Origin of the sequence: Paenibacillus sp. J14 (assembly GCF_000518465.1) — a bacterium.
GTDB lineage: Bacteria > Bacillota > Bacilli > Paenibacillales > Paenibacillaceae > Fontibacillus > Fontibacillus barengoltzii.
This window is the reverse complement of sequence record NZ_JADQ01000030.1, coordinates 1-24,474: the sequence shown is the minus strand read 5'-3', so window position 1 is coordinate 24,474 and position 24,474 is coordinate 1. Positions and strand designations below refer to the sequence as shown.

24 protein-coding genes are annotated in these 24,474 nt (G+C 51.0%); 19 read left to right on the top strand and 5 right to left on the bottom strand.

Going from position 1 to position 24,474, the window contains the following annotated elements; all coding sequences use genetic code 11:
• Positions 1-6 precede the first annotated feature (6 nt).
• From M891_RS0112825 to pduL, 8 genes are all read left to right on the top strand, one after another.
• Complete coding sequence (locus M891_RS0112825; protein ID WP_084628889.1) at positions 7-867, top strand: regulatory protein RecX; 861 nt, start codon at positions 7-9, stop codon at positions 865-867.
• A 319-nt stretch (positions 868-1,186) separates the two neighbouring features.
• Entirely contained in the window at positions 1,187-2,728 is a 1,542-nt protein-coding gene (gene rny / locus M891_RS0112820; protein ID WP_009223084.1) for a ribonuclease Y, read from the top strand.
• 103 nt (positions 2,729-2,831) lie between these two features.
• Entirely contained in the window at positions 2,832-3,626 is a 795-nt protein-coding gene (locus M891_RS0112815; RefSeq protein WP_028539122.1) for a TIGR00282 family metallophosphoesterase, read from the top strand.
• A 135-nt stretch (positions 3,627-3,761) separates the two neighbouring features.
• Positions 3,762-4,022, top strand: a complete 261-nt coding sequence (locus tag M891_RS0112810; protein ID WP_006286829.1) for a stage V sporulation protein S — start codon at positions 3,762-3,764, stop codon at positions 4,020-4,022.
• 89 nt (positions 4,023-4,111) lie between these two features.
• Complete coding sequence (locus M891_RS0112805; RefSeq protein ID WP_028539121.1) at positions 4,112-5,065, top strand: dipeptidase; 954 nt, start codon at positions 4,112-4,114, stop codon at positions 5,063-5,065.
• Between the two features lie 228 nt (positions 5,066-5,293).
• Positions 5,294-7,069: a 2-oxoacid:acceptor oxidoreductase subunit alpha gene (locus M891_RS0112800; protein WP_028539120.1), complete on the top strand. Its 1,776-nt coding sequence runs from the start codon at positions 5,294-5,296 to the stop codon at positions 7,067-7,069.
• Positions 7,056-7,922: a 2-oxoacid:ferredoxin oxidoreductase subunit beta gene (locus M891_RS0112795; RefSeq protein WP_009223088.1), complete on the top strand. Its 867-nt coding sequence runs from the start codon at positions 7,056-7,058 to the stop codon at positions 7,920-7,922. Before M891_RS0112800 ends, M891_RS0112795 begins: the two co-directional genes overlap by 14 nt.
• A 120-nt stretch (positions 7,923-8,042) precedes the next feature.
• Positions 8,043-8,615: a phosphate propanoyltransferase gene (gene pduL, locus M891_RS0112790; protein ID WP_016312371.1), complete on the top strand. Its 573-nt coding sequence runs from the start codon at positions 8,043-8,045 to the stop codon at positions 8,613-8,615.
• Between the two features lie 82 nt (positions 8,616-8,697).
• On the opposite strand, the gene spoVAD is transcribed toward pduL, so the two are convergent.
• Genes spoVAD through M891_RS0112775 form a run of 3 tightly spaced genes read right to left on the bottom strand, consistent with a single transcriptional unit; the run spans position 8,698 to position 11,065 of the window.
• Positions 8,698-9,702 (bottom strand): stage V sporulation protein AD, encoded by a 1,005-nt coding sequence (gene spoVAD, locus M891_RS0112785; protein WP_016312370.1) that lies wholly within the window; start codon positions 9,700-9,702, stop codon positions 8,698-8,700.
• A 1-nt stretch (position 9,703) separates the two neighbouring features.
• Positions 9,704-10,192 carry a stage V sporulation protein AC gene (gene spoVAC, locus M891_RS0112780; protein ID WP_009223091.1) on the bottom strand — a complete coding sequence of 163 codons (489 nt, stop codon included), beginning with the start codon at positions 10,190-10,192 and terminating at the stop codon, positions 9,704-9,706.
• A gap of 12 nt (positions 10,193-10,204) precedes the next feature.
• Entirely contained in the window at positions 10,205-11,065 is an 861-nt protein-coding gene (locus M891_RS0112775) for a DUF421 domain-containing protein (protein ID WP_028539119.1), read from the bottom strand.
• Positions 11,066-11,237: 172 nt separating this feature from the next.
• Between M891_RS0112775 and M891_RS0112770 the strand changes: the two genes are divergently transcribed.
• The 7 genes from M891_RS0112770 to M891_RS0112740 all read left to right on the top strand — a co-directional run bounded on the left by M891_RS0112770 (position 11,238) and on the right by M891_RS0112740 (position 17,101).
• Complete coding sequence (locus tag M891_RS0112770; RefSeq protein WP_009223093.1) at positions 11,238-11,444, top strand: DUF1657 domain-containing protein; 207 nt, start codon at positions 11,238-11,240, stop codon at positions 11,442-11,444.
• Between the two features lie 176 nt (positions 11,445-11,620).
• The gene (miaB, locus tag M891_RS0112765; protein ID WP_028539118.1) at positions 11,621-13,171 is read left to right on the top strand and encodes a tRNA (N6-isopentenyl adenosine(37)-C2)-methylthiotransferase MiaB; all 1,551 of its coding nucleotides are present in this window, start codon (positions 11,621-11,623) and stop codon (positions 13,169-13,171) included.
• A gap of 20 nt (positions 13,172-13,191) precedes the next feature.
• Complete coding sequence (locus tag M891_RS0112760) at positions 13,192-13,644, top strand: RicAFT regulatory complex protein RicA family protein (protein WP_028539117.1); 453 nt, start codon at positions 13,192-13,194, stop codon at positions 13,642-13,644.
• Positions 13,645-13,766: 122 nt separating this feature from the next.
• Positions 13,767-14,162, top strand: a complete 396-nt coding sequence (locus M891_RS0112755; protein WP_028539116.1) for a PaaI family thioesterase — start codon at positions 13,767-13,769, stop codon at positions 14,160-14,162.
• Between the two features lie 92 nt (positions 14,163-14,254).
• On the top strand, positions 14,255-15,028 hold the full coding sequence (locus M891_RS0112750) for an NUDIX domain-containing protein (protein ID WP_028539115.1): 774 nt from the start codon (positions 14,255-14,257) through the stop codon (positions 15,026-15,028).
• Between the two features lie 62 nt (positions 15,029-15,090).
• Complete coding sequence (locus tag M891_RS0112745) at positions 15,091-15,639, top strand: cysteine hydrolase family protein (protein WP_028539114.1); 549 nt, start codon at positions 15,091-15,093, stop codon at positions 15,637-15,639.
• A 7-nt stretch (positions 15,640-15,646) separates the two neighbouring features.
• Positions 15,647-17,101 carry a nicotinate phosphoribosyltransferase gene (locus M891_RS0112740; RefSeq protein WP_028539113.1) on the top strand — a complete coding sequence of 485 codons (1,455 nt, stop codon included), beginning with the start codon at positions 15,647-15,649 and terminating at the stop codon, positions 17,099-17,101.
• 140 nt (positions 17,102-17,241) lie between these two features.
• Here M891_RS0112740 and M891_RS26015 read toward each other — a convergent pair whose 3' ends face one another.
• Positions 17,242-17,847 (bottom strand): TetR/AcrR family transcriptional regulator, encoded by a 606-nt coding sequence (locus M891_RS26015; protein WP_028539112.1) that lies wholly within the window; start codon positions 17,845-17,847, stop codon positions 17,242-17,244.
• A gap of 228 nt (positions 17,848-18,075) precedes the next feature.
• Here M891_RS26015 and M891_RS0112730 point away from each other — a divergent pair, with 228 nt between their 5' ends.
• Positions 18,076-19,575 (top strand): MDR family MFS transporter, encoded by a 1,500-nt coding sequence (locus M891_RS0112730; RefSeq protein WP_028539111.1) that lies wholly within the window; start codon positions 18,076-18,078, stop codon positions 19,573-19,575.
• Between the two features lie 72 nt (positions 19,576-19,647).
• On the opposite strand, the gene M891_RS0112725 is transcribed toward M891_RS0112730, so the two are convergent.
• Entirely contained in the window at positions 19,648-20,550 is a 903-nt protein-coding gene (locus M891_RS0112725) for an SDR family oxidoreductase (protein WP_028539110.1), read from the bottom strand.
• A 221-nt stretch (positions 20,551-20,771) separates the two neighbouring features.
• Here M891_RS0112725 and M891_RS0112720 point away from each other — a divergent pair, with 221 nt between their 5' ends.
• The 3 genes from M891_RS0112720 to M891_RS0112710 all read left to right on the top strand — a co-directional run.
• Positions 20,772-21,779 (top strand): 2-oxoacid:acceptor oxidoreductase family protein, encoded by a 1,008-nt coding sequence (locus tag M891_RS0112720; RefSeq protein WP_028539109.1) that lies wholly within the window; start codon positions 20,772-20,774, stop codon positions 21,777-21,779.
• A gap of 26 nt (positions 21,780-21,805) precedes the next feature.
• Positions 21,806-24,112 (top strand): thiamine pyrophosphate-dependent enzyme, encoded by a 2,307-nt coding sequence (locus tag M891_RS0112715; protein ID WP_028539108.1) that lies wholly within the window; start codon positions 21,806-21,808, stop codon positions 24,110-24,112.
• Between the two features lie 208 nt (positions 24,113-24,320).
• A partial coding sequence (locus tag M891_RS0112710; RefSeq protein WP_028537773.1) for a transposase occupies positions 24,321-24,474 on the top strand: 154 nt, incomplete at its 3' end.

The following is a 24,474-nucleotide window of genomic DNA, read 5'->3' as shown; positions in this document are numbered from 1 at the left end:
CAGGATGTGAGTACATGGGGACAATCGCGCAGGAAAGTTGCGGGGAGAAGAGATGGAGTTGACTCTGGTGAACGAAGAGAGGACGAAATCGTAGATATCTCCGATGAGGCATTCTGGGAACCGCGACCGAGGGATATCGGCTGGGATTCAAAACGAGAGAAGACAGAAGAGGAAGTTCCGGCCGGATTGGATGCTTTCCCCGAGGACACCGAGCTGGAGATTACGTCCGTATTGATGCTGAAGCGGCCGAAGCATCGTTATCGGATCTCTTTTGGGGCATATGCGCTGGAAGTTCACGAGGATGTGATGATTAAATACCGCATGATCAAAGGGGCGGTATTTACAAAAGAAGAACTGGAGGAAATCGTAGCAGCCGACGAGCGCCAACAGGGGTATGCCGATGCGTTGAAATATTTAAGCTTAAAGCCGCGAACCACCTATGAAATTGCACAACGTCTAGGCGAGAAAGGCTGGGGCGAAGAGACGATTCAAGATGTGCTTACCCGATTGCAATCAGAAGGTTACGTTAATGACGCTGCATACGCACAGGAATGGGCTTCTCAGCGCGTGAAATTGCGCGGGAAGGGGAAACTGTGGGTCAAGCATGAATTGCGCCAGAAGGGGATTTCCAAGGCGTATATCGAGGAGGCGCTTGGTGAGGTCAGCGAAGAGGACGAGTTTGAGAGTGCCTTACAGCTGGGCATGAAGAAGTGGCGTTCAACCACAGGGGAATTGCTTGACCGAAAACGTAAAACCGGGGCGTTCCTGCAGCGCCGCGGATATAGCGGAAGCGTCGTATCCCGGGTTATGCGGGAACTTGGCAACCGCGAAGAAATGCATGGAATGGATGAATGGGACGAAGAATAACAGGGCGAGGTAACTCCTGTCATTTGCTTGACAATATCTTTTCACAAATAATAAAATGAATTTGAGTCCATACCTTGAGGGCCCCTTTTTTCCTTCCAAAATTATGGGTCTGAAGGTATAGGATTTATGTTCTCCAATCAGGCAAAGTGCGTCCGCTAGGCTACTGCGGAGGAGTCATGCTTTTGCAGCATGAAGTGCTGAGCTGAAAGGGCAAGTCATGAATTCTTTGTATGGAATGATGAACCTAAGAAACGAAAAGTAACTACAACTGCAAACATCCCAAGGAATGCCTTGGAGGAAACAACGGGGAGGTGAACAGATGCACCCAGTAATCTGGATCGTTCTCGTTGCAGCCGCTTTATTCTTTGGGTTCGTGATCGGGTATTTTATTCGCAAGTCTCTTGCCGAAGCTAAAATTTCCAGTGCAGAGCACGCGGCCAGCCAAATCCTAGAGAATGCTAGGAAGGACGCGGAAGCACTGAAAAAGGAAACGGTTCTGGAAGCCAAAGACGAAGTCCACAAGCTCAGAGCCGAAGCTGATAAAGACATTCGTGAACGTCGGAATGAAATACAACGACAAGAAAGACGATTGTTGCAAAAAGAAGAGTCGCTGGATAAAAAATTAGAATCGCTTGAACGTAAAGAAGAGCAAGTGGTCAGCAAAGAGAAACGGATCGAAGAAACCCAGCAACAAATCGACTTGATTTATAAGAGTCAGGTTCAGGAACTCGAACGGATTTCCAACCTTACCATGGAAGATGCCCGTACGATCATTTTGAACAACGTAGAGCAGGAAGTTCGCCATGAAACGGCGCAGATGATTAAAGATATTGAACAGCAAGCGAAGGAAGAAGCGGATAAGAGATCCCGCGAGATCATTACGCTGGCCATTCAACGCTGCGCAGCTGATCATGTGGCGGAAACAACTGTTTCCGTCGTAACACTGCCAAACGAAGAAATGAAAGGACGGATTATCGGTCGGGAAGGCCGGAATATTCGTGCTCTCGAAACATTGACCGGGATCGATCTCATTATCGACGATACACCGGAAGCGGTGATTCTGTCGGGCTTTGACCCGATTCGCCGCGAAATTGCTCGGACCGCCTTGGAGAAATTGGTGGCGGACGGTCGGATACATCCAGCCCGGATCGAAGAGATGGTCGAGAAATCTCGGAGAGAAGTGGACGAACGGATTCGCGAATATGGCGAGCAGGCTACGTTCGAAGTGGGCGTACATGCTTTGCACCCGGATTTGATCAAGATCTTGGGACGTCTCAAGTTCCGGACAAGCTACGGCCAAAACGTCCTGAAACACTCGATGGAAGTCGCTTATCTGGCCGGATTAATGGCTGGAGAGCTGGGCGAAGACATCACTCTTGCCAAACGGGCAGGCTTGCTGCACGATATCGGCAAAGCGCTTGATCATGAAGTGGAAGGATCTCATGTCGAAATCGGCGTGGAATTGGCTAAGAAATACAAAGAACATCCGGTGGTTATCAACAGCATTGCCTCTCACCACGGCGATTGTGAAGCCACCTCAGTCATTGCCATGTTGGTTGGCGCAGCCGATGCTTTGTCGGCAGCAAGACCGGGAGCGCGTCGGGAAACGCTCGAAACCTACATTCGTCGGTTGGAGAAGCTTGAGGAAATTTCCGAATCGTTTGAAGGCGTCGAGAAATCGTTTGCCATTCAGGCGGGCCGCGAGGTTCGCGTAATGGTACAGCCGGATAAGATTGACGACGCGGAAGCATTCCGCTTGGCGCGTGACATTACGAAGACGATTGAAAATGAACTGGATTATCCAGGTCATATCAAAGTAACCGTCATCCGCGAAACGCGGGCGGTTGAATACGCCAAGTAAAGGTTATGCTGAAAAGTGGCCCCTCGGGGGCCGCTTTTTCATTGCTTGGATATGCCTTGAGCTCACATGCTGCAAGGGGTAGTAGTCAGAGGAGGGAACCAGCATTAAAGTTCTGTTTATCGGAGATATCGTCGGAAATACGGGGCGCAAAGCGCTAAAGGCCACGCTGCCTCATTTAAAATCGAAATATAACCCGCATATCATCATTGCGAACGGCGAAAACGCTGCGGCAGGCCGGGGCATTAACGCCAACATCGCCAAAGAGTTTTTCGATCAAGGCATTCACGGCTTAACGATGGGGAACCACACGTGGGACAATAAAGAAATCTTCGACTTCATCGATCAAGAGCCGCGAATGGTCCGGCCGGCTAACTACCCGCCGGGTACGCCCGGATTAGGGTACACTGTGATTAAGGCAAATGGGAAAGAGCTGGCCGTGGTCAATTTGATGGGCCGCACTTTTTTGCCGCCGCTTGATGACCCGTTCCGGGTTGCGGATGAAATCATCGGTCAACTATCCAAGAAGCACAAGTGTATTCTGGTCGACTTCCATGCCGAGGCCACTTCGGAAAAAATCGCCATGGGTTGGTATCTTGACGGTCGCGCTTCGATCGTTGTGGGGACGCACACTCATGTGCAAAGTAATGACGACACGATCCTGCCGCAAGGGACGGCTTATTTGACCGATGCCGGTATGGTTGGCTCACGTGAAGGCATCCTGGGCATGGAACGGACGGCCGTGCTGCGCAAGTTCACCACACAGCTTCCGGTTCGGTTCCAAGTCTGCGAAGGGAAATGGCATTTCCACGCGGTCATTGTCGATATAGATGAATCTACGGGCAAAGCCCAGAAGATTCAAAAAATTCGTTTGCTGGAAGACGAGTGGATTATGGACTAGTTCATCGCCAAGAAGTCCGATAAATCAAGGCCTCTCGAAACTTTCTCCTCGGGGAAAAAGAAGGAATATCCCAGATTCTCACGAATATCTTCTAAGTAGTGGAATCCAACGAATATTCCCAGGGAGGTACTAACCATGGAAGTATTAAAGGTTTCAGCAAAATCCAACCCCAACTCCGTTGCCGGTGCGTTGGCTGGCGTCCTAAGAGAACGTGGCGCTGCTGAACTTCAGGCCATTGGGGCGGGTGCTCTTAACCAAGCCATCAAAGCCGTTGCGATCGCCCGGGGATTCGTCGCGCCAAGCGGTGTGGACTTGATTTGCATTCCTGCTTTTACCGACATCGTCATCGATGGTGAGGATCGGACCGCGATTAAACTGATCGTAGAACCGAGATAAGTTTTGGATAGAATGATGCCTGTTTACGTTTCGTAGACAGGCTTTTTTGTTTGTTTTGAGCTAAAATGTTCGTAACGAGGAGGATTATTATGAACCTGCCCATTATCGATTTTCATTGTGATGCTTTGAGTAAATTGCAGTTAGACCCGAAGCTGGATTTTGCCCATGACCGCCGGTTGGACGTCAATCTTCGCCGATTGGAGGAAGGCGGAGTGAAGCTGCAGACGTTCGCCATATTTCTGTCCAGTGAGTTAGGGCCAGCGAAAATGGAACATATTCTTGAACAGATCGATTTGTTTCGTGAACGGGTTCTCCCGCTGGGTATGCTCCCTGTACAAACTGCTGAAGACTTGAATACCCTGGAGCAAGGAGGGGGGATTGGTGGGCTATTGTCGCTGGAAGGAGCGGACGGGCTTGAGGGAAACCTGCAATATGTCCGTGTATGTTATGAGAAGGGTGTGCGGTTACTCGGGTTGACATGGAACTATGCCAACTGGGCTGCGGACGGGGTGATGGAGCCGAGAAACGGCGGGTTTACTCCGGCTGGGTTAGAGCTGGTGAAGTTGTGCCATGAACTCGGCATCATTTTGGATGTCTCGCATTTGTCGGTCAAAGGATTTTGGGAGCTTCAAGAGCTGGCGGAGGCCGCGGGCAAGCCGTTTATCGCTTCCCATTCTAACGCCTATCAGATTTGCCCCCATCCACGAAACCTCCGTGACGACCAGATCCAGGCGATTATTAAGCTCGGCGGGCGAATTGGAGTGACCTTTGTGCCTTGGTTCGTCAAAGAGGGGAAACATGCAACCACCAAAGATTTGCTGCCGCATATCGAACGGATCTGTTCATTGGGCGGAGCGAAGCACCTGATGTTCGGATCCGACTTTGACGGGATCGACACCCATTTGACCGATTTCCGGCATACGGGTCAGTACGCAAATTGGCAGGAGACTTTGCTGAAATATTACCCGGAAGAGCTTGTTCGCGGATGGTTGTACGACAATGCAGCCGCATTCCTGCGCGCTTGGTTGCCTTCTCACAAGTAAGCGCTTTAATTCATCCAATTGTGAGAACGAATTGATCGAAAACTACTATATGAAAAAAGGCTAGAAAACGCTTGCTTTTTGCCAAGTGTAGACATAAAATTGACATGACTCTGAAACAGAATGTTCACAAACAGTTGGCCGGAATGTGACCTCTTGCACGTTAACATTCTACACTTTTATTATTATCTCTATTTTTCCATTGCGATACGATTAAAGGGGTGGGCGATCTTGATTAGTCAATTGTCTTGGAAGATCGGTGGACAGCAGGGAGAGGGCGTTGAAAGTACAGACCGGATTTTTTCGACGGCTTTGAACCGGCTGGGATATTATTTGTACGGGTATCGGCATTTCTCCTCCCGTATCAAAGGCGGTCATACGAATAACAAAATCCGGATCAGTACCAAGCCAATTCGTGCGATTTCCGACGACTTGGACATTTTAGTCGCTTTTGACCAAGAAAGTATCGATTTGAATGCACATGAATTGCGCAGCGGCGGGGTTATTGTAGCGGACGCTAAGTTTAACCCGACCGTACCGGAGGGCGTGGATGCCCGTTTGTTCCCGGTGCCGATTACGAGCATTGCCGAGGAGCTTGGAACTTCGCTGATGAAGAACATGGTTGCTTCCGGTGCCTCATGGGCGCTGCTCGGTCTTCCGCTTGAAGTCTTTAACAAAGCGGTGGAAGAAGAGTTCGGCCGCAAAGGACCTGCGATAGTTGAGAAAAATATCGAAGCAGTGAAACGGGGTGCGGATTTCGTACTTGAGCTTGCTGGAGGACCTCTGGAAGAGTTCAAACTCGAGCCGGCGGATGGCAAGCAGAAGCTGTTTATGATCGGCAACGAAGCGATTGGCCTTGGGGCTGTTGCGGCAGGTTGCCGGATCATGAGTGCTTACCCGATTACCCCTGCTTCTGAAATTATGGAATATTTAATCAAAAAATTGCCGAAATTTGGCGGTACAGTGATTCAGACCGAAGATGAGATCGCAGCGATTACGATGGCGATTGGTTCGAGTTATGCAGGTGTTCGTACGATGACTGCATCGGCGGGACCTGGCTTGTCCCTCATGATGGAAGCGATCGGACTGGCTGGCATGACCGAAACGCCAGTCGTAATCATTGATACACAACGCGGCGGTCCAAGTACAGGCCTGCCGACGAAGCAGGAGCAAAGTGATATCAACGCGCTCATCTACGGTACGCATGGGGAAATTCCGAAGATCGTGATTGCGCCTAGTTCGATTGAAGAGTGCTTCTACGATACGGTAGAGGCGTTCAACCTGGCTGACAAATATCAGGTGCCTGTTATCGTGGCGACGGACCTGCAATTATCCCTCGGGAAGCAGTCCTGCGAAATGCTCGATTTCAACAAAGTTATGATCGATCGCGGTTACCTGGTGAAGGATATTCCAGATCGTGAAGATTCAAGCATGTTCAACCGCTACGCCTTTACGGAAAACGGGATCTCCCCGCGGGTGCTGCCAGGTGAGAAGAACGGCATTCACCATGTGACTGGGGTGGAACACGATGAATCCGGTCGTCCGTCGGAAAGTCCGGTGAACCGGAAGAAAATGATGGATAAGCGGTTGCGGAAGCTGGCCAATCTGGAGGTCACGAATCCGATTCACCTTCAAGCCCCGCATGCTGAACCAGATCTGCTGATCATCGGCATGGGCTCTACGGGTGGCACGATTGATCAAGCTCGCATCCGCCTGTCGGAGGACGGCTTGAAGACGAACCACATGACGGTGCGCTTGCTGCATCCGTTCCCAACGGAGCAAGTGTTGCCGCAAATCGAGAAGGCGAAGAAAGTCGTTGTTCTGGAGAACAACGCAACGGGCCAATTGGCTAACCTGATTAAACAAAACGTAGGTTACCACGACAAAATCGTGAATGTCCTGAAATATAACGGCAATCCGTTCCTTCCTTCGGAAGTCTACGAAGAGTGCAAGAAGGCAGCCGGGAAGAAAGCGCAGGAGGAGTTGGTGAAAAATGGCAACGTTTAAAGATTTCCGTAACAACGTTAAACCTAACTGGTGTCCGGGATGCGGCGATTTCTCCATTCAAGCCGCAATCCAACGCGCTGCAGCGAATGTAGGGCTTGAACCTGAGCAACTCGCTGTGATTTCCGGGATTGGTTGCTCCGGTCGGATCTCCGGATATATCAACGCTTACGGATTGCACGGGATTCACGGCCGTGCGCTGCCAATCGCCCAAGGCGTGAAGCTGGCCAACCGCGACCTGACCGTCATCGCTTCAGGCGGCGACGGCGACGGCTTTGCAATCGGGATGGGACACACGGTACATGCCATTCGCCGAAACATCAACATCACTTACATTGTCATGGACAACCAAATTTACGGGTTGACCAAAGGGCAAACCTCCCCGCGCAGCGGTGAAGGCTTTAAGACGAAGAGTACGCCGGAAGGCTCGGTAGAATCGACTTTGTCTCCGCTCGAAATCGCTCTGGCGTCCGGTGCCACCTTCGTGGCTCAATCGTTCTCCAGCGATCTGAAGCAGCTGACTTCTTTGATCGAGCAAGGCATCCAGCATGAAGGCTTCTCCTTGATCAACGTGTTTAGCCCGTGCGTCACCTTTAACAAGGTAAATACGTACGATTGGTTCAAAGAGAACATCATCAATCTCGAGACCGTTCCAGATTATGATCCAAGCAACCGGGCGATGGCCATGGCGAAGCTGATGGAGACAAACGGCATGATCACCGGATTGATCTATCAGAACAAAGAGAAGAAATGCTACGAAGATCTGGTTCACGGCTTTAAGAAAGAGCCGCTGGTCCATCAATCGCTGGCACTTTCTGAAAGCGAGTTTGACAATCTTGTTGCAGAATTCAAATAATCAGGTGAAAGGTGTCCATTTCTGGTGGACGCCTTTTCCTTTTTTTCGCCATTAGGTGTATAATGAGTAGCGATGTGAATCGTCATCGATATAGAGAATATACGAGGAGTGTTTGTAGACATGAGCAAAACTGTACCTGTCGGCGTATCCGCGCGTCATATCCATTTGACGCAGGAGCACATTGAAATTTTGTTTGGACAAGGCTATCAATTAACGGAATTCAAACCGCTGTCCCAACCGGGACAATTTGCTGCGAACGAACAAGTGGCAGTCATCGGACCAAAAGGACAGTTCGATAAAGTTCGCATTTTGGGTCCAGCCCGTCCGGCGTCCCAACTGGAAATTTCCCGTACGGATTCCTTTGCGCTTGGGGTTAAAGCTCCGGTGCGCGAATCGGGCAACATTGAAGGCACGCCTGGCATCAAGGTGAAAGGCCCTGCCGGCGAAATCGACTTGGAGCAAGGCGTGATCGTCGCTGCTCGCCATATTCACTTCCATACTTCCGATGCTGAGAAATGGGGCATTAAAGACAAGCAACTGCTGAAAGTTCGTTTGAGCGGAGAACGTGGTTTGGTGTTGGAGAACGTCATTGCGCGCGTATCTGACAACTTTGCCCTCGATATGCATATCGATACGGACGAAGCGAACGCTGCCGGTGCGAAAACAGGAGACACGGCAGAAATCATCGACTAATCGGTTACACTTGAAAAAAAAGCAAAGGGCTTGCCCAGCGGCTGTAAATGCCGTGGGGCAAGCCCTTTTTGGTGTGAACAGCTTAAGCTTCGATGGACACCGCGTGGGCGATGCAGGGGATGCTCTCGCCTTGCTGGTAGGAGAGCGGAGAGAGCAACGCCCCGGTGGCCACGACGAGGATTCGTTTTAATTCCCCGCGTTTCATCCGGTTCAGCAGATGGCCGTAAGTGACGACGGCGGAGCAGGCGCAGCCGCTGGCGCCGGCTTGGACTTGTTGGTTCTCGTAGTCGTAAATCATCATCCCGCAATCCATATAGGTCGTCTGCTTGATGGGGAAGTTGTGCCGGACGAACAGATCGTTCGCGATGGCATAGCCGACTTTGGACAAGTCCCCAGTGACGATCAGGTCATAGTAAGATGGCTCGATCTCTAGGTCGCGGAAGTGAGCCTGGATCGTATCGACAGCAGCCGGTGCCATTGCAGCGCCCATATTAAATGGGTCGGTGATGCCCATGTCGATGACTTTGCCCATCGTAGCTGACGTTACCGAAGGCCCCTCTCCTTCAGGGGATAAAACGACGGAGCCCGAGCCAGTGACCGTGAACTGCGCGGTGGGCGGCTTCTGCGACCCGTATTCGGTCGGGTAGCGGAATTGCTTCTCCACACTGGCGTTATGACTGCACGTTCCAGCTACGGCATATTTCGCGCCTCCGGAATTGACGACATAGGCGGCCATCGCCAGCGTCTGCATCGAGGTTGAGCAAGCGCCAAACATGCCGATATACGGAATGCTTAACGTCCGTGCGGCGAAGCTGTTGCTGATGATCTGATTCATCAGATCGCCGCCGAAGTAGAATTGAATCTGTTCCTTCGTTAACCCGGCATGCCTGATCGCTAACTGCGCTGATTCTTCGAGCAGTGTCTTTTCGGCTTTCTCCCAGCTGTCTTGACCGATATAGAGGTCGGCATGGATCACATCAAAATCTTCAGCGAGCGGCCCTTGGCCTTCAAATGGCCCCACCACAGTAGCGCTGCTAATGATCTTAGGTTTATTTTCAAATACCCAGCTTTGATGGCCTTTCAGCATTTCAGTGCCCACCTCCGGCATACCCTGGGATAAACACCGCGTAAATCACCCCGATGATAAAAGCAGCCACCGTACCAAACACGATGACGGAACCGGCTAATTGAAACATGCCTGCAGCTACGCCCAGCACCAGACCTTCCGGGCGATGCTCAATCGCCGTCGATGCCATCGAGTTGGCAAAGCCCGTGACAGGAACAGCGGTACCTGCTCCGGCCCACTGAGCGATTTTGTCATAGACACCAAAGCTCGTGAGCAGCACGGACAAGATGACAAGAATAGCGACGGTCGGGTTAGCGGCTTCTCTTTCGCCCATATGGGCAAAATGGATAAAGGCCTGTCGGATACATTCTCCAATCAGGCATATCAATCCGCCGACCAAAAAGGCTCTCAGACAATTGACAGCTACCGGGCGCTTTGGCTCATGGGCATGTGCCAGCCGTTGATACTGTTGCTGTGTAGGAGTCAATTGCTTATTTTTTTTCTTGGCCATGCTCCCATCCTCCTATTGGATTAATAACGGTTTGACTTGATCGATGACCTTCTGCAGCTTCACCGAACAATCGCCGTACAGTTTCTTGGCTTCTTCCTCATCCGTCGAGAGAGCGAACATCTCCAGATCGGCTTCGCACTTCTTCAACTGGGCCAGCAAAACGGGTTTTTCTTGAGGCTGCGGCACGGTGATCTGGTCGTCGTACAAATCGACATAAAGCTGGCCGTACGCATCAACCTGCCCTAAATTGACGTTATCCAGGGATACGCCCAGCTTCTCAAGCTCGGTATTCAGCCACTTCCGGTTGAGACCCAGTGTAGCAAGCGGCTCGTCCATAATATTTCCGTCGATGATGACGGTTTGAGGCTCCGGCTGAGGGGCAACCTTGATCCCCAAGTGAGCCGGCGTAATTGGCTGATATTCGCTTTTCAGCATCGCATTGATTTGTCCATCGGGCTCCATGACCGCAAACTCAACTTCGGCCACTTTGAAGATGCTCTTCTTCCGCAGCTGCTCCATGAGCTCTTCGTTGGTCAGCTTTTCCTTCTTCAGATTCTCTTCAAGAATCTTGCCATCCTTGATCAGCACGGTGCTGCTGCTGTCAATCATATCCCGGGCTTTCTTGCTTTTGAGCTGTAAAAACTCGATTCCCAGCGATACGAGAAACCAGACGGTTACGGCAATGATGCCGAGATACCAATCTGTGTTAATATCCAGGGAGATGTAGGCGGTAATACTCCCAATCGTAATCCCGGTGATGTATTCAAAGAAGGAAAGCTGTGAAATTTGCCTCTTTCCGAGCAGCCGGGTGATCACAAATAACACGACGACGGCCACCAACGTTCGGACGATAACTTCCAACCACATTGGCATGGGGAATACTCCTTTCGTAGACAATCCAAGGCGAGATATCCCAATTATGCGCGGGGGTACGCAAATTTACTAAGGTAATATGTGGAAGGGAACAGGGCGTATGAATCAATTTCGAGCAGGTGAAATTATGCATTGTTCATAAACAACATGCCAAAACAAAGGTGGTGAAATTGTGACCGTAGCATCTCAAGTCAAAACGGCCTTAGCTTCGTTAAAAAGCGCGCAAGCGAGCCTGGAACAATTCGCGTTAAGCACGCAAAACCAGCAAGCGAAGGATCTGTTTACGCAATGCGCGCAACAAACGCAGCAAATCGTAACGCAAGTGGAAAGCCGCGTAGCGCAGCTGGAAAGCGAAGAACCTCAATACAAGGGATTCTAACTATGATTTAGAAAGGACCCGTTCATTCGAACGGGTCTATTTGCGTTTCCACGTATACGGCGTTTATCTGGATATCGAAGCCTGGCCATGTTATAATTTAGTGTAATGCATTTTTATGAATGATAACGATGCCCATATGGAACGAAGATAGATCAGGTAAAGGAGTGAACGGGCACATGGCTAAGGAAACGAAAGATTACGCCAAATACTTTGACTTCTCGGACGCCCGGGTCATTTCGGAGGATGAGCGAGGGAAGAAAATCCGAATCCGTGGCCGGGATATTCAAATTTTGTCCGAGCCGAACCAACGCAAAGAGAAACAACGCGGGAAAGAAGACGTGAAGGTGCTGTATGAAAATGCCGTTCCCGAAGAACTGAAGGGGATTGGCGTTGGCAAGCATTATATCGTCTATACGTTTGGCTGCCAGATGAACGAGCATGACACCGAAACGATCAAAGGTTTGCTGGAGCAGATGGGCTACCGTGCGACCGAGGACCGCAAAGTGGCGGACATTATCTTGCTGAATACTTGCGCGATTCGGGAGAACGCAGAGGATAAGGTGTTTGGTGAGCTGGGTCACCTGAAGAGTCTCAAGACGGAGAAGCCGGATCTGCTGCTGGGCGTTTGCGGCTGTATGTCGCAGGAGGAAGGTGTCGTGAAGCGGATCCTGCAGAAGCACAGTTTTGTGGATATGATCTTCGGGACGCACAACATTCACCGTTTGCCATATCTCATTCAAGAAGCTTTGTTCAGCAAAGAGATGGTGGTTGAGGTCTGGTCCAAGGAAGGCGACATCATCGAGAACCTGCCGAAGAAGCGCGAAGGCATGCGGGCATGGGTGAACATCATGTACGGGTGCGACAAGTTCTGTACGTATTGCATCGTGCCGTTTACACGAGGCAAGGAACGCAGCCGCCGTCCAGAGGACGTCATTGCCGAAGTGCGTGAGCTGGCGCGTCAAGGCTATAAAGAGATTACGCTGCTGGGCCAAAACGTCAATGCCTACGGCAAGGATTTTACAGACATCAACTATACGTTCGCGAATCTAATGGACGATATCCGTCAAATCGATATTCCGCGCGTTCGGTTTACGACCTCGCATCCACGCGATTTTGACGATGCGCTGATCGATGTTCTGGCCAAAGGCGGAAACTTGGTGGAGCACATTCATCTGCCGGTTCAATCGGGCAGCAGCGCAGTGTTGAAGAAGATGAGCCGCAAGTATACGCGCGAGCATTACCTTGAATTGGTGCGCAAAATCAAGGCGAAAATCCCAAACGTTGTCCTCACCACGGACATTATCGTTGGATTCCCGGGTGAAACTGAGGAACAGTTTGAGGAAACTTTATCCCTCGTGCGCGAGGTGGGGTACGATTCGGCGTATACCTTTATCTACTCGCCGCGGGAAGGTACGCCGGCTGCCGTGATGGAAGATACTGTCCCGATGGAAGTGAAGAAAGCGCGGCTTATGAAGTTAAACGATACCCTCAACGAATTTAGCCGCAACAGTAACGAAGCGCTGCGTGGACAGATCGTTGAAGTGCTGGTCGAAGGCGAAAGTAAGAACAACGCCCATATGTTATCCGGACGTACACGCACCAACAAGCTTGTCCATTTTGAGGGCGGAACGGAATTGATCGGAACGTTTGTCCAGGTGGAGATTACCGATCCGATGACTTGGTACATCAAAGGCAAGCTCGTAGAGCAAACCGCCAAATTGGCGTAATGCAGGGGAGGTTATTGACAGTGGAACAGCACAAAGATCAAACCGATTGCGGAATTCCGAAGTATGATTCGCGGGACCTGGTCATCCGCGAGGATATTATGAAGAAGGCCAAAGAGCTGGCTGAACTGATCGGTACCAGTGAAGAGGTTCAGCAATTTCAGAAGGCGGAGAAGCTGATCCAGAAGCATGAGCGTGTACAGACACTGATCAGTGCCATTAAGAAGAAACAGAAGGAAATCGTCGCATTTGAAACGTTCCAGAACCAAGCTATGGTGCAGAAGATCGAACGTGAAATCGAGGAGCTGCAGGACGAACTCGATCAGATTCCGCTCGTTACGGAGTTCCAGCAGAGCCAAAGCGATATCAATTATCTGCTCCAGCTCGTCGTTTCTGTCATCCGCGATACGGTAGCCAGCAAAGTGAACGTCGAGTCGGGCAGCGAGCCGGCTGTTTCATCCGGATACGGAGAGTAATACGAGGCAGTTGGTGCGGAGGCAACCCCTCCGCTTTTTTTCATCTTGTCTGTAATGATTGAAGCAACGTCGCATCGGAATACTATAATATAAAGAGAAGCAAGGATAGGGGGGACACCGAGATGGATGATTGGAGCGAAGAAGTGCTGCGGCGGGATGAGCAATCGTTCTGGGGTCTGCTGGGACTGCGCCTCATTTCTGCCGACAAATCCCTGGTAAAGTTGGGACTTACAGCGGGGGCTTCCCACCTCAATTCCATGGGCATCGTCCATGGGGGCGTGCTGTCGTCCATGATGGATCAAGCGATGGGCACGCTGGTAGCAACGATTAAAGGGAAGCTTGGGGTAACCACCCATTTGAATGTCAATTTTCTCAGCCCCATGCGAACAGGGGAACTGGTGGTGTCGGCGATGCCAATCCATGAGACCCATCGGACGATGACGCTCCGCTCCGAGGTTCGTAACGAAGAAGGAACCCTCGGATGCATATCGACGGCAACGTTCCGCTTGCCGAAGTGAGCAGGGGACCGTCTTTCGGGTTAGATCGCTTGAATTCGTAAGTGCCGGACTTCAATCGGCCGGCGTTATCCTAGACGATGTGGTGATACGTGATGAACGAAGAACAAAAGCAGGTAGTTAATGAGGTTAAAAAATATCGCACGCCGGACGGAATCCCGGCCGACATCGTCATGTTTACGTTGACGAGGCAGGAACGAAAAGCATCGACCAAATCGCTGCCGCGCTTCGATCTGAAGGTCATGCTGATCCGTCGGCGGAGCTGGCCGTTCGCCGGGGCCTGGGCGTTGCCGGGCGGTTTCTCGCAGGAGGATGAATCGCTGTACGAAACCGCGCGTCGCGAGCTGAAGGAAGAAACCGGTGTCGACGGCTCACATCTTGAATATTTGGGGGTCTACAGCAAGCCGGGGCGGGACCCGCGCGGCTGGATTATCTCCCACGCTTTTTTCGCGTTAGTAGAGGAATGGGTGCTGGAGAAACGGCAATCAGCAGATGATGCCCAAGAGGTTGGTCTGTTTACCGTTCGAGAAGCCTTAGAGGATCTGCAGCTCGCTTTCGACCACCGCGAGATTTTGCAAGACGCTTATAAACGGATTCAGCAGCAGATGCTGCATACGACAATTGCGAAGCAATTTTTGCCGCCGCATTTCACTCTCGGCGAATTGTATCAGGTGATTCAAACGGTCGTTCCAGACTTTGAAGAGCTGAATTTTATCCGCAAAATTACATCGACGCGCAGTCGTCAGGGGATACTGGAAGAAGTGCGTGACGAGAATGGCAAGCCGATGTTGTCTAACCAATATTCGCAACGGCCGGCTCAATTGTACCGATTTACTGGTTACACCCCGCGGCTTTCGATTTACACTTAAGATATTTTACATAATGAAATATTAGTTGCGGCAAATGGAATGTGTGAAGGGAGAGTGAAATCATGAAAGCTCTGATCGTCATCGATTATACGAAGGATTTCGTGGACGGTAACCTTCCGGTGGGCCAGCCAGCGATCGAAATTGAACCGGCGATTTGCCGGATCACCGAATCCTTTGTGAAGCAAGGGGATTTTGTTGTGATGGCTGTGGACTTGCACGAGCGGGAAGACCAATGGCATCCGGAAACGAAGCTGTTTCCTCCCCACAATCTGAGGGATACGGAAGGCCGTGCGTTGTACGGGCGGTTGTCTGAGGTGTATGCGAAGAACCAGGACCGCATTTATTGGATGGATAAGACAAGATACAGCGCGTTTTGTGGAACAGACTTGGAACTGAAGCTGCGGGAACGCGGCATTACGGAAGTGCATCTGATCGGCGTATGTACGGATATTTGCGTGCTTCATACGGCGGTGGATGCTTATAATAAGGGGTTTGCAATTACAGTATACGAAGATGCGGTCGCCAGCTTTAACCCGGAGGGTCATACCTGGGCGCTGGGTCATTTCCGCAGCAGTTTAGGAGCAAACGTAACGAACAGCCAGAGAGGATGAACAGGCGATGCCAACCACGGGTTTAGCACTGCATACCGATAAATATCAGATCAATATGATCTATGCGCATTGGATGAACGGAACGCATTTGCGGAGGACCGTATTTGAGGCTTACTTCCGCAAGCTGCCGTTTGGCAACGGGTATGCGGTGTTTGCAGGCTTGGAACGGATCGTGGACTATATTCGGCAGCTGCGGTTTACCGAAGAAGATATAGCGTATCTAGCCAAACAAGAAGAGAACTATAAGCCGGAATTTCTGGATTTACTGCGCAACTTTGAATTTAAAGGAACGCTCCTGTCTATGGCCGAAGGGGCGCTTTGCTTCCCGAACGAGCCGTTGATCCGCGTTGAAGGCACAATTATGGAAACACAGCTGATTGAGACGGCGTTGCTAAACTTTATGAATTTCCAGACCTTGATCGCCACCAAAGCTTCACGGGTGAAACGGGTCGCCGAGAACGACGTGCTGCTGGAATTTGGCACCCGCCGGGCACAAGAAGCAGATGCGGCCATCTGGGGGGCTCGGGCTGCTTATTTGGCCGGGTTTGATGGGACGTCCAACTTGCTGGCTGGGGAGATCTTTGGCATTCCGACCCGAGGAACGCATGCCCACTCGTGGGTGCAAATCTTCGACTCGGAGCAGGAAGCGTTTGAGTTGTATGCCAAAGCGCTGCCGGATCAGGTTTCCCTGCTGGTCGATACGTATGATACGCTCAAAAGCGGCGTTCCGCATGCGATCCGCACCGGCAAAATGCTGGAAGCCGCAGGCAAGCGGCTGGCGAGCATCCGCTTGGACAGCGGCGATTTAGCTTATCTGTCGATTCAAGCCCGCAAAATGCTGGACGACGCCGGCTTACCTTATGTCAAAATCGTCGCGTCAAACGACTTGGACGAGAATACGATTTTTAACCTGAAGGCACAAGGTGCGAAGATCGATATTTGGGGCGTAGGGACTCAGTTGATTACAGCAGCGGACCAACCGGCTCTCGGAGGCGTCTACAAGCTGGTTGAACGGGAGAAGGACGGTCAGATGGTGCCCACGATCAAGATCTCCGGTAATCCGGAAAAAGTCACAACCCCCGGCAGAAAAGACGTATTGCGCATTGTCAGCAAAGACAGCGGCAAAGCGATTGCCGATTACATCTGTTTTCCGCATGAACAGCAAGCGCGGACGGGCGGCAAACTCCGATTGTTTGATCCGGTACATCCTTATATCAAAAAGTCAGTCAAAAACTATGAAGCGGTGTCCATGCTGCAGCCGATCTTTGTGGATGGTCAGCTCGTGTACAAGCTGCCAACGCTGGATGAAATTCGTGAGTACCACCGCGAGCAGTTAAATTTATTCTGGCCAGAATATCTCCGCAAGCTGAACCCGGAAATTTACCGCATCAGCTTAAGCCAGGAAGCCTGGGAGTTAAAGCAAAAGATGATCGAAGAATATATGGGGCAGCATGAGGATTAACTTCTTCTAACCCCCTTAAGACAGAAAGATCGCTTCTCGCCAATCGGCGGCGAAGCGGTCTTTATTTGCGTGGGAAATTATTTCTCGGGAAAGCGCAAAAAGCGCTATAAATCGGCGGATCGAACGCTGAATTCGACAAGTTAACGACACGAATCATATTTCGCAAAATAATGATCAAACAGAATATCGATTTGCCGCTCAACGATTTCTTTGCTCGGACGGTTCTCCATTTGCTTAATCTGCTTGGCTAAGACGAGCGGGAAGAGGACGGCTGCATTGATCTGCATCATCATAATAAAGAGGATATCCGAATTGGACTCACCGGTAATTTCCTCCAACACGGAGGTGATTTTACTGAATCCCGTCGTCTTCATAAAATCGGTGAAGTCTTGCCGGGATTCGAAAGTAATTCGTCCTTTGCCTAAGACTTCATGCAGTAGACCAGGGTATTGCAATACTGAATCCACATATTGGAGTAGAAACGCTTTTAGACGATCTTTAGGAGATAGCGAAGTATCACCCAAGACATCAAAGTTGGCTTGAAACGTCGTCAGCAGCATTTTCAGCGCTTCGTTAATCAAGTTGTCCTTCGAACCAAAGTGGTAGTTCACCAGAGCTAAATTGACATTGGCCGCAGCCGTAATCTTGCGCAAGGTCACTTGATCGGCCCCTTCTGTTTTAATGAGGTCCAACGTCGCCTGAAGAATATTCTGTTTGGTTGTCAGCCCCTCGGCACAATTGCTCATGATTTCGCTCCTTTATGCCATCCAATCTACTGCCCGTATAGAAACTACCATAATACGCGCTTACTCCAAGTGTCAAGAATAAGACATCAGGGCGAAGGAAGTGAGAACCAGATCTTACAGAAGCCACCGAAGACAAATGCCTTGACAAAACTGCGGGTTCCGTTTAAATTTGTGTTAAACATTGTTTAAAACGGTGTTTAAAATTTAGAAAGAAAGCTGAGTGAGAGGATGCCGAATCATACTGTGGAGAGTTCGATCGATAACAAAGAATTTTCCATCCGTTCGATCATCGCACCGCTGATGGCTGTCATCGTTGGGATGATTATGGTCATTTTGGACAGCACGGTGGTGAATGTAGCCGTTCCTAAGCTGGTCGACTTCTTCGCAACCGATTTAAAGACGGTGCAATGGACGATCACAGGGTATACCCTTGCTTTATCTGCCGTCATTCCGTTAGCCGGATGGATGACCGATAAATTTGGGGAGAAACGTATTTTCTTAATGACGATCGCATTGTTTACGATAGGGTCGGTGTTATGTGCCGTGGCGCAAACGCCGGAGCAGTTGATCGTTTATCGCATCATTCAAGGTCTGGGTGGCGGGATGGTTTCGCCGATCGGGTTTGCAATGGTGTTTAAGCTGGCACCGCCTGAGAAACGAGGGGCTGTCATGGGGGCGCTGGGTGTACCGATGCTGATGGCGCCAGCCCTCGGTCCGGTGTTGTCCGGTTGGCTGGTGGAGAACGTCAGCTGGCATTGGATTTTTCTGATCAATCTGCCGATCGGAATTGTCGCATTTCTGATTGGTCTGCGTTTCTTGCCGAGATCCAGTCGGCGGGAGGCACCGCAGTTGGATAAACTGGGGATGATCTTGGCTCCCATCGCCTTTGCGATGTTGACCTATGGTGTGAGTGAAGGGGGAACCAGCTGGACCTCGGCGTCGACGATTACAGGTCTTAGCGTAGGGGGACTTGCCTTACTACTGTACATCATTGTCGAGATCAGACATCAACAGCCGCTGCTTGAATTGCGGGTGTTCCGTTCATCTCATTTTACCCGAGGGATCATCTTGGTGTGGATTGCCCAAGCAGCGTTGTTCGGTTCGATGATTCTGACTCCGTTATACCTGCAACAAGTTAGAGGCTACAACGCATTGGAAACCGGGATTTATCTGCTGCCGCAAGCGCTGATGTCAGCATTCTTCATGCCGATCAGTGGTCGCTTGTTTGACCGGGTTGGTGCGCGGCCGCTGGCCTTCATCGGCCTTGGCATCGTATCGACGGCCTTGTTCCTGTTATCGCGGATTACTGCGGAAACGCCGCTGGCGATGGTGCTGGTGCCGCTTGGCTTGCTTGGCGGCGGGATGGGCCTGACGATGATGCCGCTGAACACGCATATTCTAAACTCTGCGCCACGCCACTTGGTAGCTCGGGTGACCCCGCTCATGACGGCGGCGCAGCAAGTCATCGTCTCCTTCGCGGTAGCCGGCTTAACGGGTTATCTCACTTCACAAATCAGCAGTTACATGAAGGAGGCAGCACAGGGCGGAAATCCGCTGGAGGCAGCCGCGTCCGGTTTTGGGGACACCTACTTCCTGGCATCGTGCATTGCCGCGGTTGGTTTCCTATTGACCTTATTCTTATCTAAGCCGAAGAAGCAAGCCGAAGCGGGCAAGGATTCAGCAAGTGAAGGGACTCAGCCGGATCCTAGCCTAATGGCTGGTCATTAACATCGTGAAGTAACATGTGAAAAGCACTCTTTCCTTCTGGAAAGGGTGCTTTTTGTCGTTTCCCCAAAAGGGTTAACTCGTTATCATTGCACCGCCATTGACATGAATCGTTTGCCCGGTCACAAAGCTGGAATCGTCGGAGGCCAGGAATACGTAGACCGGTGCCAATTCAAATGGCTGCCCCGCTCGCTTCATCGGCGTTTCCAGGCCAAACGTGGACACGTATTCCGCAGAATAGCTGGAAGGGATCAGCGGAGTCCAAATCGGTCCCGGCGCCACCGCATTGACACGGATACCTCGATGGACGAGGGACAATGCCAAGGACCGGGTAAAGGAAACGACAGCGCCTTTGGTTGAGGAATAATCAATCAGCAGCGGAGCGCCGGCATAAGCGGTGATCGAGGCGGTGCTGATAATCGTGCTGCCGGGTCGCAAATAGGGTAGCGCAGCTTGGGTCAGGTAGAAATGAGGGAAGATGTTGGTGGCAAAGGTTTGGTACAGCTGTTCGGTCGAAATCGCCTCGATCCCTTGCTGCTGAGGAAATTGAACAGCTTGGTTGATCACCAGGATATCGATCTTCCCAAAATGATGCAGAGTATGATGAATCACCGCATGGCAGAAAGCTTCTTGGCGCAAGTCGCCGGGAATGAGCAAGCATCGCCGGCCCAGCTCCTCAACGCGCCGTTTCGTTGCTTGGGCATCCTCGTGTTCATCCAGATAAACGATGGCTAAATCTGCGCCTTCCTTGGCAAAAGCAATCGCAGTCGCTCTCCCGATCCCGCTGTCGCCGCCAGTTAGGATCGCGACCTTGTTCTTTAATTTGCCGCTGCCGACATAAGCGGGATTTTCGGAGATTGGGGGCGGAACCATCAGCGTTTCTAGGCCGGGTTGTCTTGGTTGATGTTGCGGCGGGAAGGTCATCGGTTGTTCTTGGCAAACCGTTTTCGAGCTGTAATAAGGGTACGTAGGTATCATGCTTTTGGGGTTCCTCCTGAAAGACGTTTTACCGCTATCCTATTCAATTCTGTGCGGGGGGGTGTATTCGCCCAGACAAGAATGTCTATATGACATTTGTTACATAAGTCACATCGCATCTATGATAAATTTTAAAATTAAGAAAGATATCTTTTGATGTGATGTTTAGCACTTATTTACGTCGTGAAGAGCTCGCATTTGCGAAGAAGGGAGACAAGCGCGTGGTACAATTACCGAAATTAAACGAGCTGGGATTTTTTGAAATCCGACTGGAATCCATTGGTGGGCTGGGTGCGAACTTGGCAGGGAAAATGCTGGCCGAAGCCGGGGTTGAAGGAGCCGGACTAAATGGGGTCAGCTTTTCTTCTTATGGCTCGGAGAAAAAAGGGTCCCCGGTTAAGGCGCATATCCGCTTCTGCGATCTGAATACACCGATTCGCGATACATCGCCTGTGGAACGCCCGCATATTGTAGGAATCTTTCATGAGGCACTTGCCAAAACGGTGAACGTGATCAGCGGCATTTATGAGGACAGCACCGTATTGGTGAATTCGCGCAAAACTCCGCAGGAGCTAAAGGAGAAAATGAAGCTGATCGGCGGCACGATCGCAGTGATCGATGCGACGGGTATTGCGCTTGAAGAGAAGAACCGGGTGAACATGGCGATGCTGGGTGCCTTATTCCGGTTATGCCCATTCCTCGATCCCGAAACGATGAAAGACGTAATCCGCAAGTCGTTGGAGAAGAAATATCCACAAACCGTAGCCCCCGCGATTGCGACGTTTGAGCGGGGATATCAAGAAGTTGTCTTTGAGACGTTTGCTTTGCCGGAAGGGGTAAGCATGCCGGCCTTCGTTCGTGCGGATACGCCGGTACTTGGTTATGAGACTCAACCGATCGGCGGGCTGATTATCAATCCGGGCAACAGTATCCTGAAGGATCTTAGCATTTCCCGTTCCGGGATGATGCCGCATTTTAAAGAGGAGTCTTGTATTCACTGCGCCCAATGCGATAACGTCTGCCCGGATAACTGCTTCGTCTGGGAGGAACGCCCCGATAAGAAGGGCCGACCGCAAATGTTCTTAAAGGGCATCGACTATCAATATTGCAAAGGATGCTTGAAATGTATTCACGCTTGTCCCACGGACGCCTTGTCCGGGGAGCGTGAGGAAGAAGGGTATGCGGAAGCGCATCGCGTACCGCATCTGTTTGATTTGGCGATACGCTAATACGCAGGAAAGGTGGTATGTTCATCATGGCGATCGATTTGGAGAAAGAACGCCGCTCCGGTACGGTTGAGCAGCGCGTGGTATATGAGTCAGGAAATGAAATGGCAGCTTATGCAGCCAGCCAGATCAATTATCATATTATGGGGTACTTTCCGATTTCCCCTTCTACCGAGGTAGCACAATTCCTTGATTTAATGAAAGCAAACGGCCAGCATGATATTAAGCTGATTCCATCGGACGGCGAACATAGCTCGGCTGGTATTTGTTACGGTGCTTCAACAGCCGGCGGCCGGGTTTTTAACGCGACCAGTGCTCAAGGATTCCTGTACATGCTGGAGCAATTGCCGGTACAATCCGGCACACGCTTTCCTATGGTTATGAACTTGGTTTGCCGCTCCATCTCCGGACCGCTCGATATTCACGGCGATCATTCGGACCTTTATTTTGCACTGAACATTGGCTGGCCGATTCTAATGTGCCGTGATCCGCAAGCCGTATACGATATGAACCTCATCGCGATCAAGCTGGCCGAGGATCCAGAAGTAAGACTGCCGGTCCTGGTTGCGTCCGACGGATACTTCACGTCCCACCAGAAACGGCGCGTGCATACCTTCGCGAACCGGGAAGATGTATTGAAATTCGTTGGGGAACGGCCGCCGGGGGACTTCCCGCATACGCTGGATCGCAACAACCCGATTACCGTCGGGCCGTATATGAACGAGCCGGATTACATCAATAACTGCTATCAGCAGTCTGTAGCGATGTACAATGCGGAACGCGTCTTTGAACGGATTGCCGGCGAATATGCCGAACTGACCGGACGCGAATATAAAATGCTGGATCTGTACCGGATGGAAGATGCCGAAGTCGCGGTGTTCCTCATGAACTCGGCATCTGAAATTATTAAGGACGTTGTAGACGATTTACGCCGTCAAGGTATCAAAGCCGGCTCGATCGCACCAAACATGATTCGGCCTTTCCCTTCAAAGCAAATTGCCGAAGCACTGAAGAACGTGAAAGCCATCACAGTAGGCGACCGCGGGGATTCCTACGGCGCTTATGGCGGCAATATGGTGAATGAGATTAAGGCGGCGTTGTTCACGCATGGCAATCATACAACAAAGGTCATCAGCCGGATATACGGGCTGGGTGGCAAAGAGTTTTATGCCGAGGACGGCCACCACTTCTTCCAATTGGCGATTGAAGCGGCGAAGACGGGCCAGGTCGAAGTTCCATTTGATTACTATGGACATACCCCGGGGGATCCGGAGAAAGCGCCTAAGCGGGTGCTGAATCCGCTGAAGTTTAAGGACTTGAAGACCGGCCTGATTACGGTCACGAAGAATGAAGAAACCGGCAAGCTGGGCGTGCGTATTCCGCCGCTTCGCGCATTAACGAAGAAGCCTAAGCGGATTGCACCGGGGCATGGGGCTTGCCCAGGCTGCGGAATTTTCTCCGGTCTAGAGCTGTTCTTTAAAGGGATTGAAGGCGATATTGTGGCTCTGTTCCACACCGGCTGCGCGATGGTCGTCACGACCGGATATCCGTATTCATCCCATAAAGCGACGTACATCCATAACCTGTTCCAGAACGGTGCCGCTACGTTGTCCGGTGTCGTTGAAATGTTCTGGGAAAGAAAACGCCGCGGCGAACTCGACGAGCTTGGCCTGAAGGACGATTTTACGTTCGTGATGGTTACTGGCGACGGGGGCATGGACATCGGCATGGGGCCAGCAATCGGTGCAGCCCTGCGCGGTCATAAAATGATCATCATCGAGTATGATAACGAAGGATACATGAATACGGGAGCACAACTGTCGTATTCGACCCCGTTGGGTCATCGGACCTCTACGTCGAACATCGGCAAAGTGCAGCAGGGCAAAGCGTTCCAGCACAAAGACACACCTCAAATCATGGCGGCCACCAACATTCCTTACGTGTTTACCGGCAGCGAGGCTTACCCGCAGGATTTGGTGAAGAAAGCAGCCAAAGCTCAATGGTACGCCCAAAATGAAGGACTTGTTTATGGTAAAATATTAACAGCTTGCCCGCTCAACTGGATTTCGCCGGACGATCAGGGCACCAACATCATCGATGCTGCCGTCAACTCCTGCTTCTTCCCGCTGTACGAGGTAGAGCATGGTCAAACGACAATTACGTATAACCCGGAGGAGAAGGGCAAACGTATTCCGCTGGCGGATTGGCTGAAGACGATGGGCAAGACTCGCCACTTGACGAAGCCAGAGAACGCCGAGGCTTTGGCGGAATTCGAACAAGAAGTAGAACGGCGTTGGAAAATCCTTCTGGCTAAACACGAACACCCGTATCTCTAAAAACAGGCTGGAAGTGAGACGAACAAGATTGGAAGGGAAGCGGCCAAGCGCCGCTTTCTTTTGTTATGGCTTTAGCCAGTTGAGCTCGCGAAGCGTGCGAAACAAAAAACCACCCGCTATGCGGGTGGAGGAACGAAGGTTTGACCAACTAGACCATTCCCATAAAATTGAGATGTTCAGGCTCAATAAAAGAAAGGAATGGTCTTAGATGGCAAACAAGAGCTATAGTTTAGCTCACACGAAGTGGATGTGCAAATACCATATCGTGTTCACCCCGAAGTATAGACGGAAAGAGATCTATAATCAAGTGAGGAGAGATTTGATCGAAATATTTAAGCGTCTGTGCAAATACAAGGGAGTGG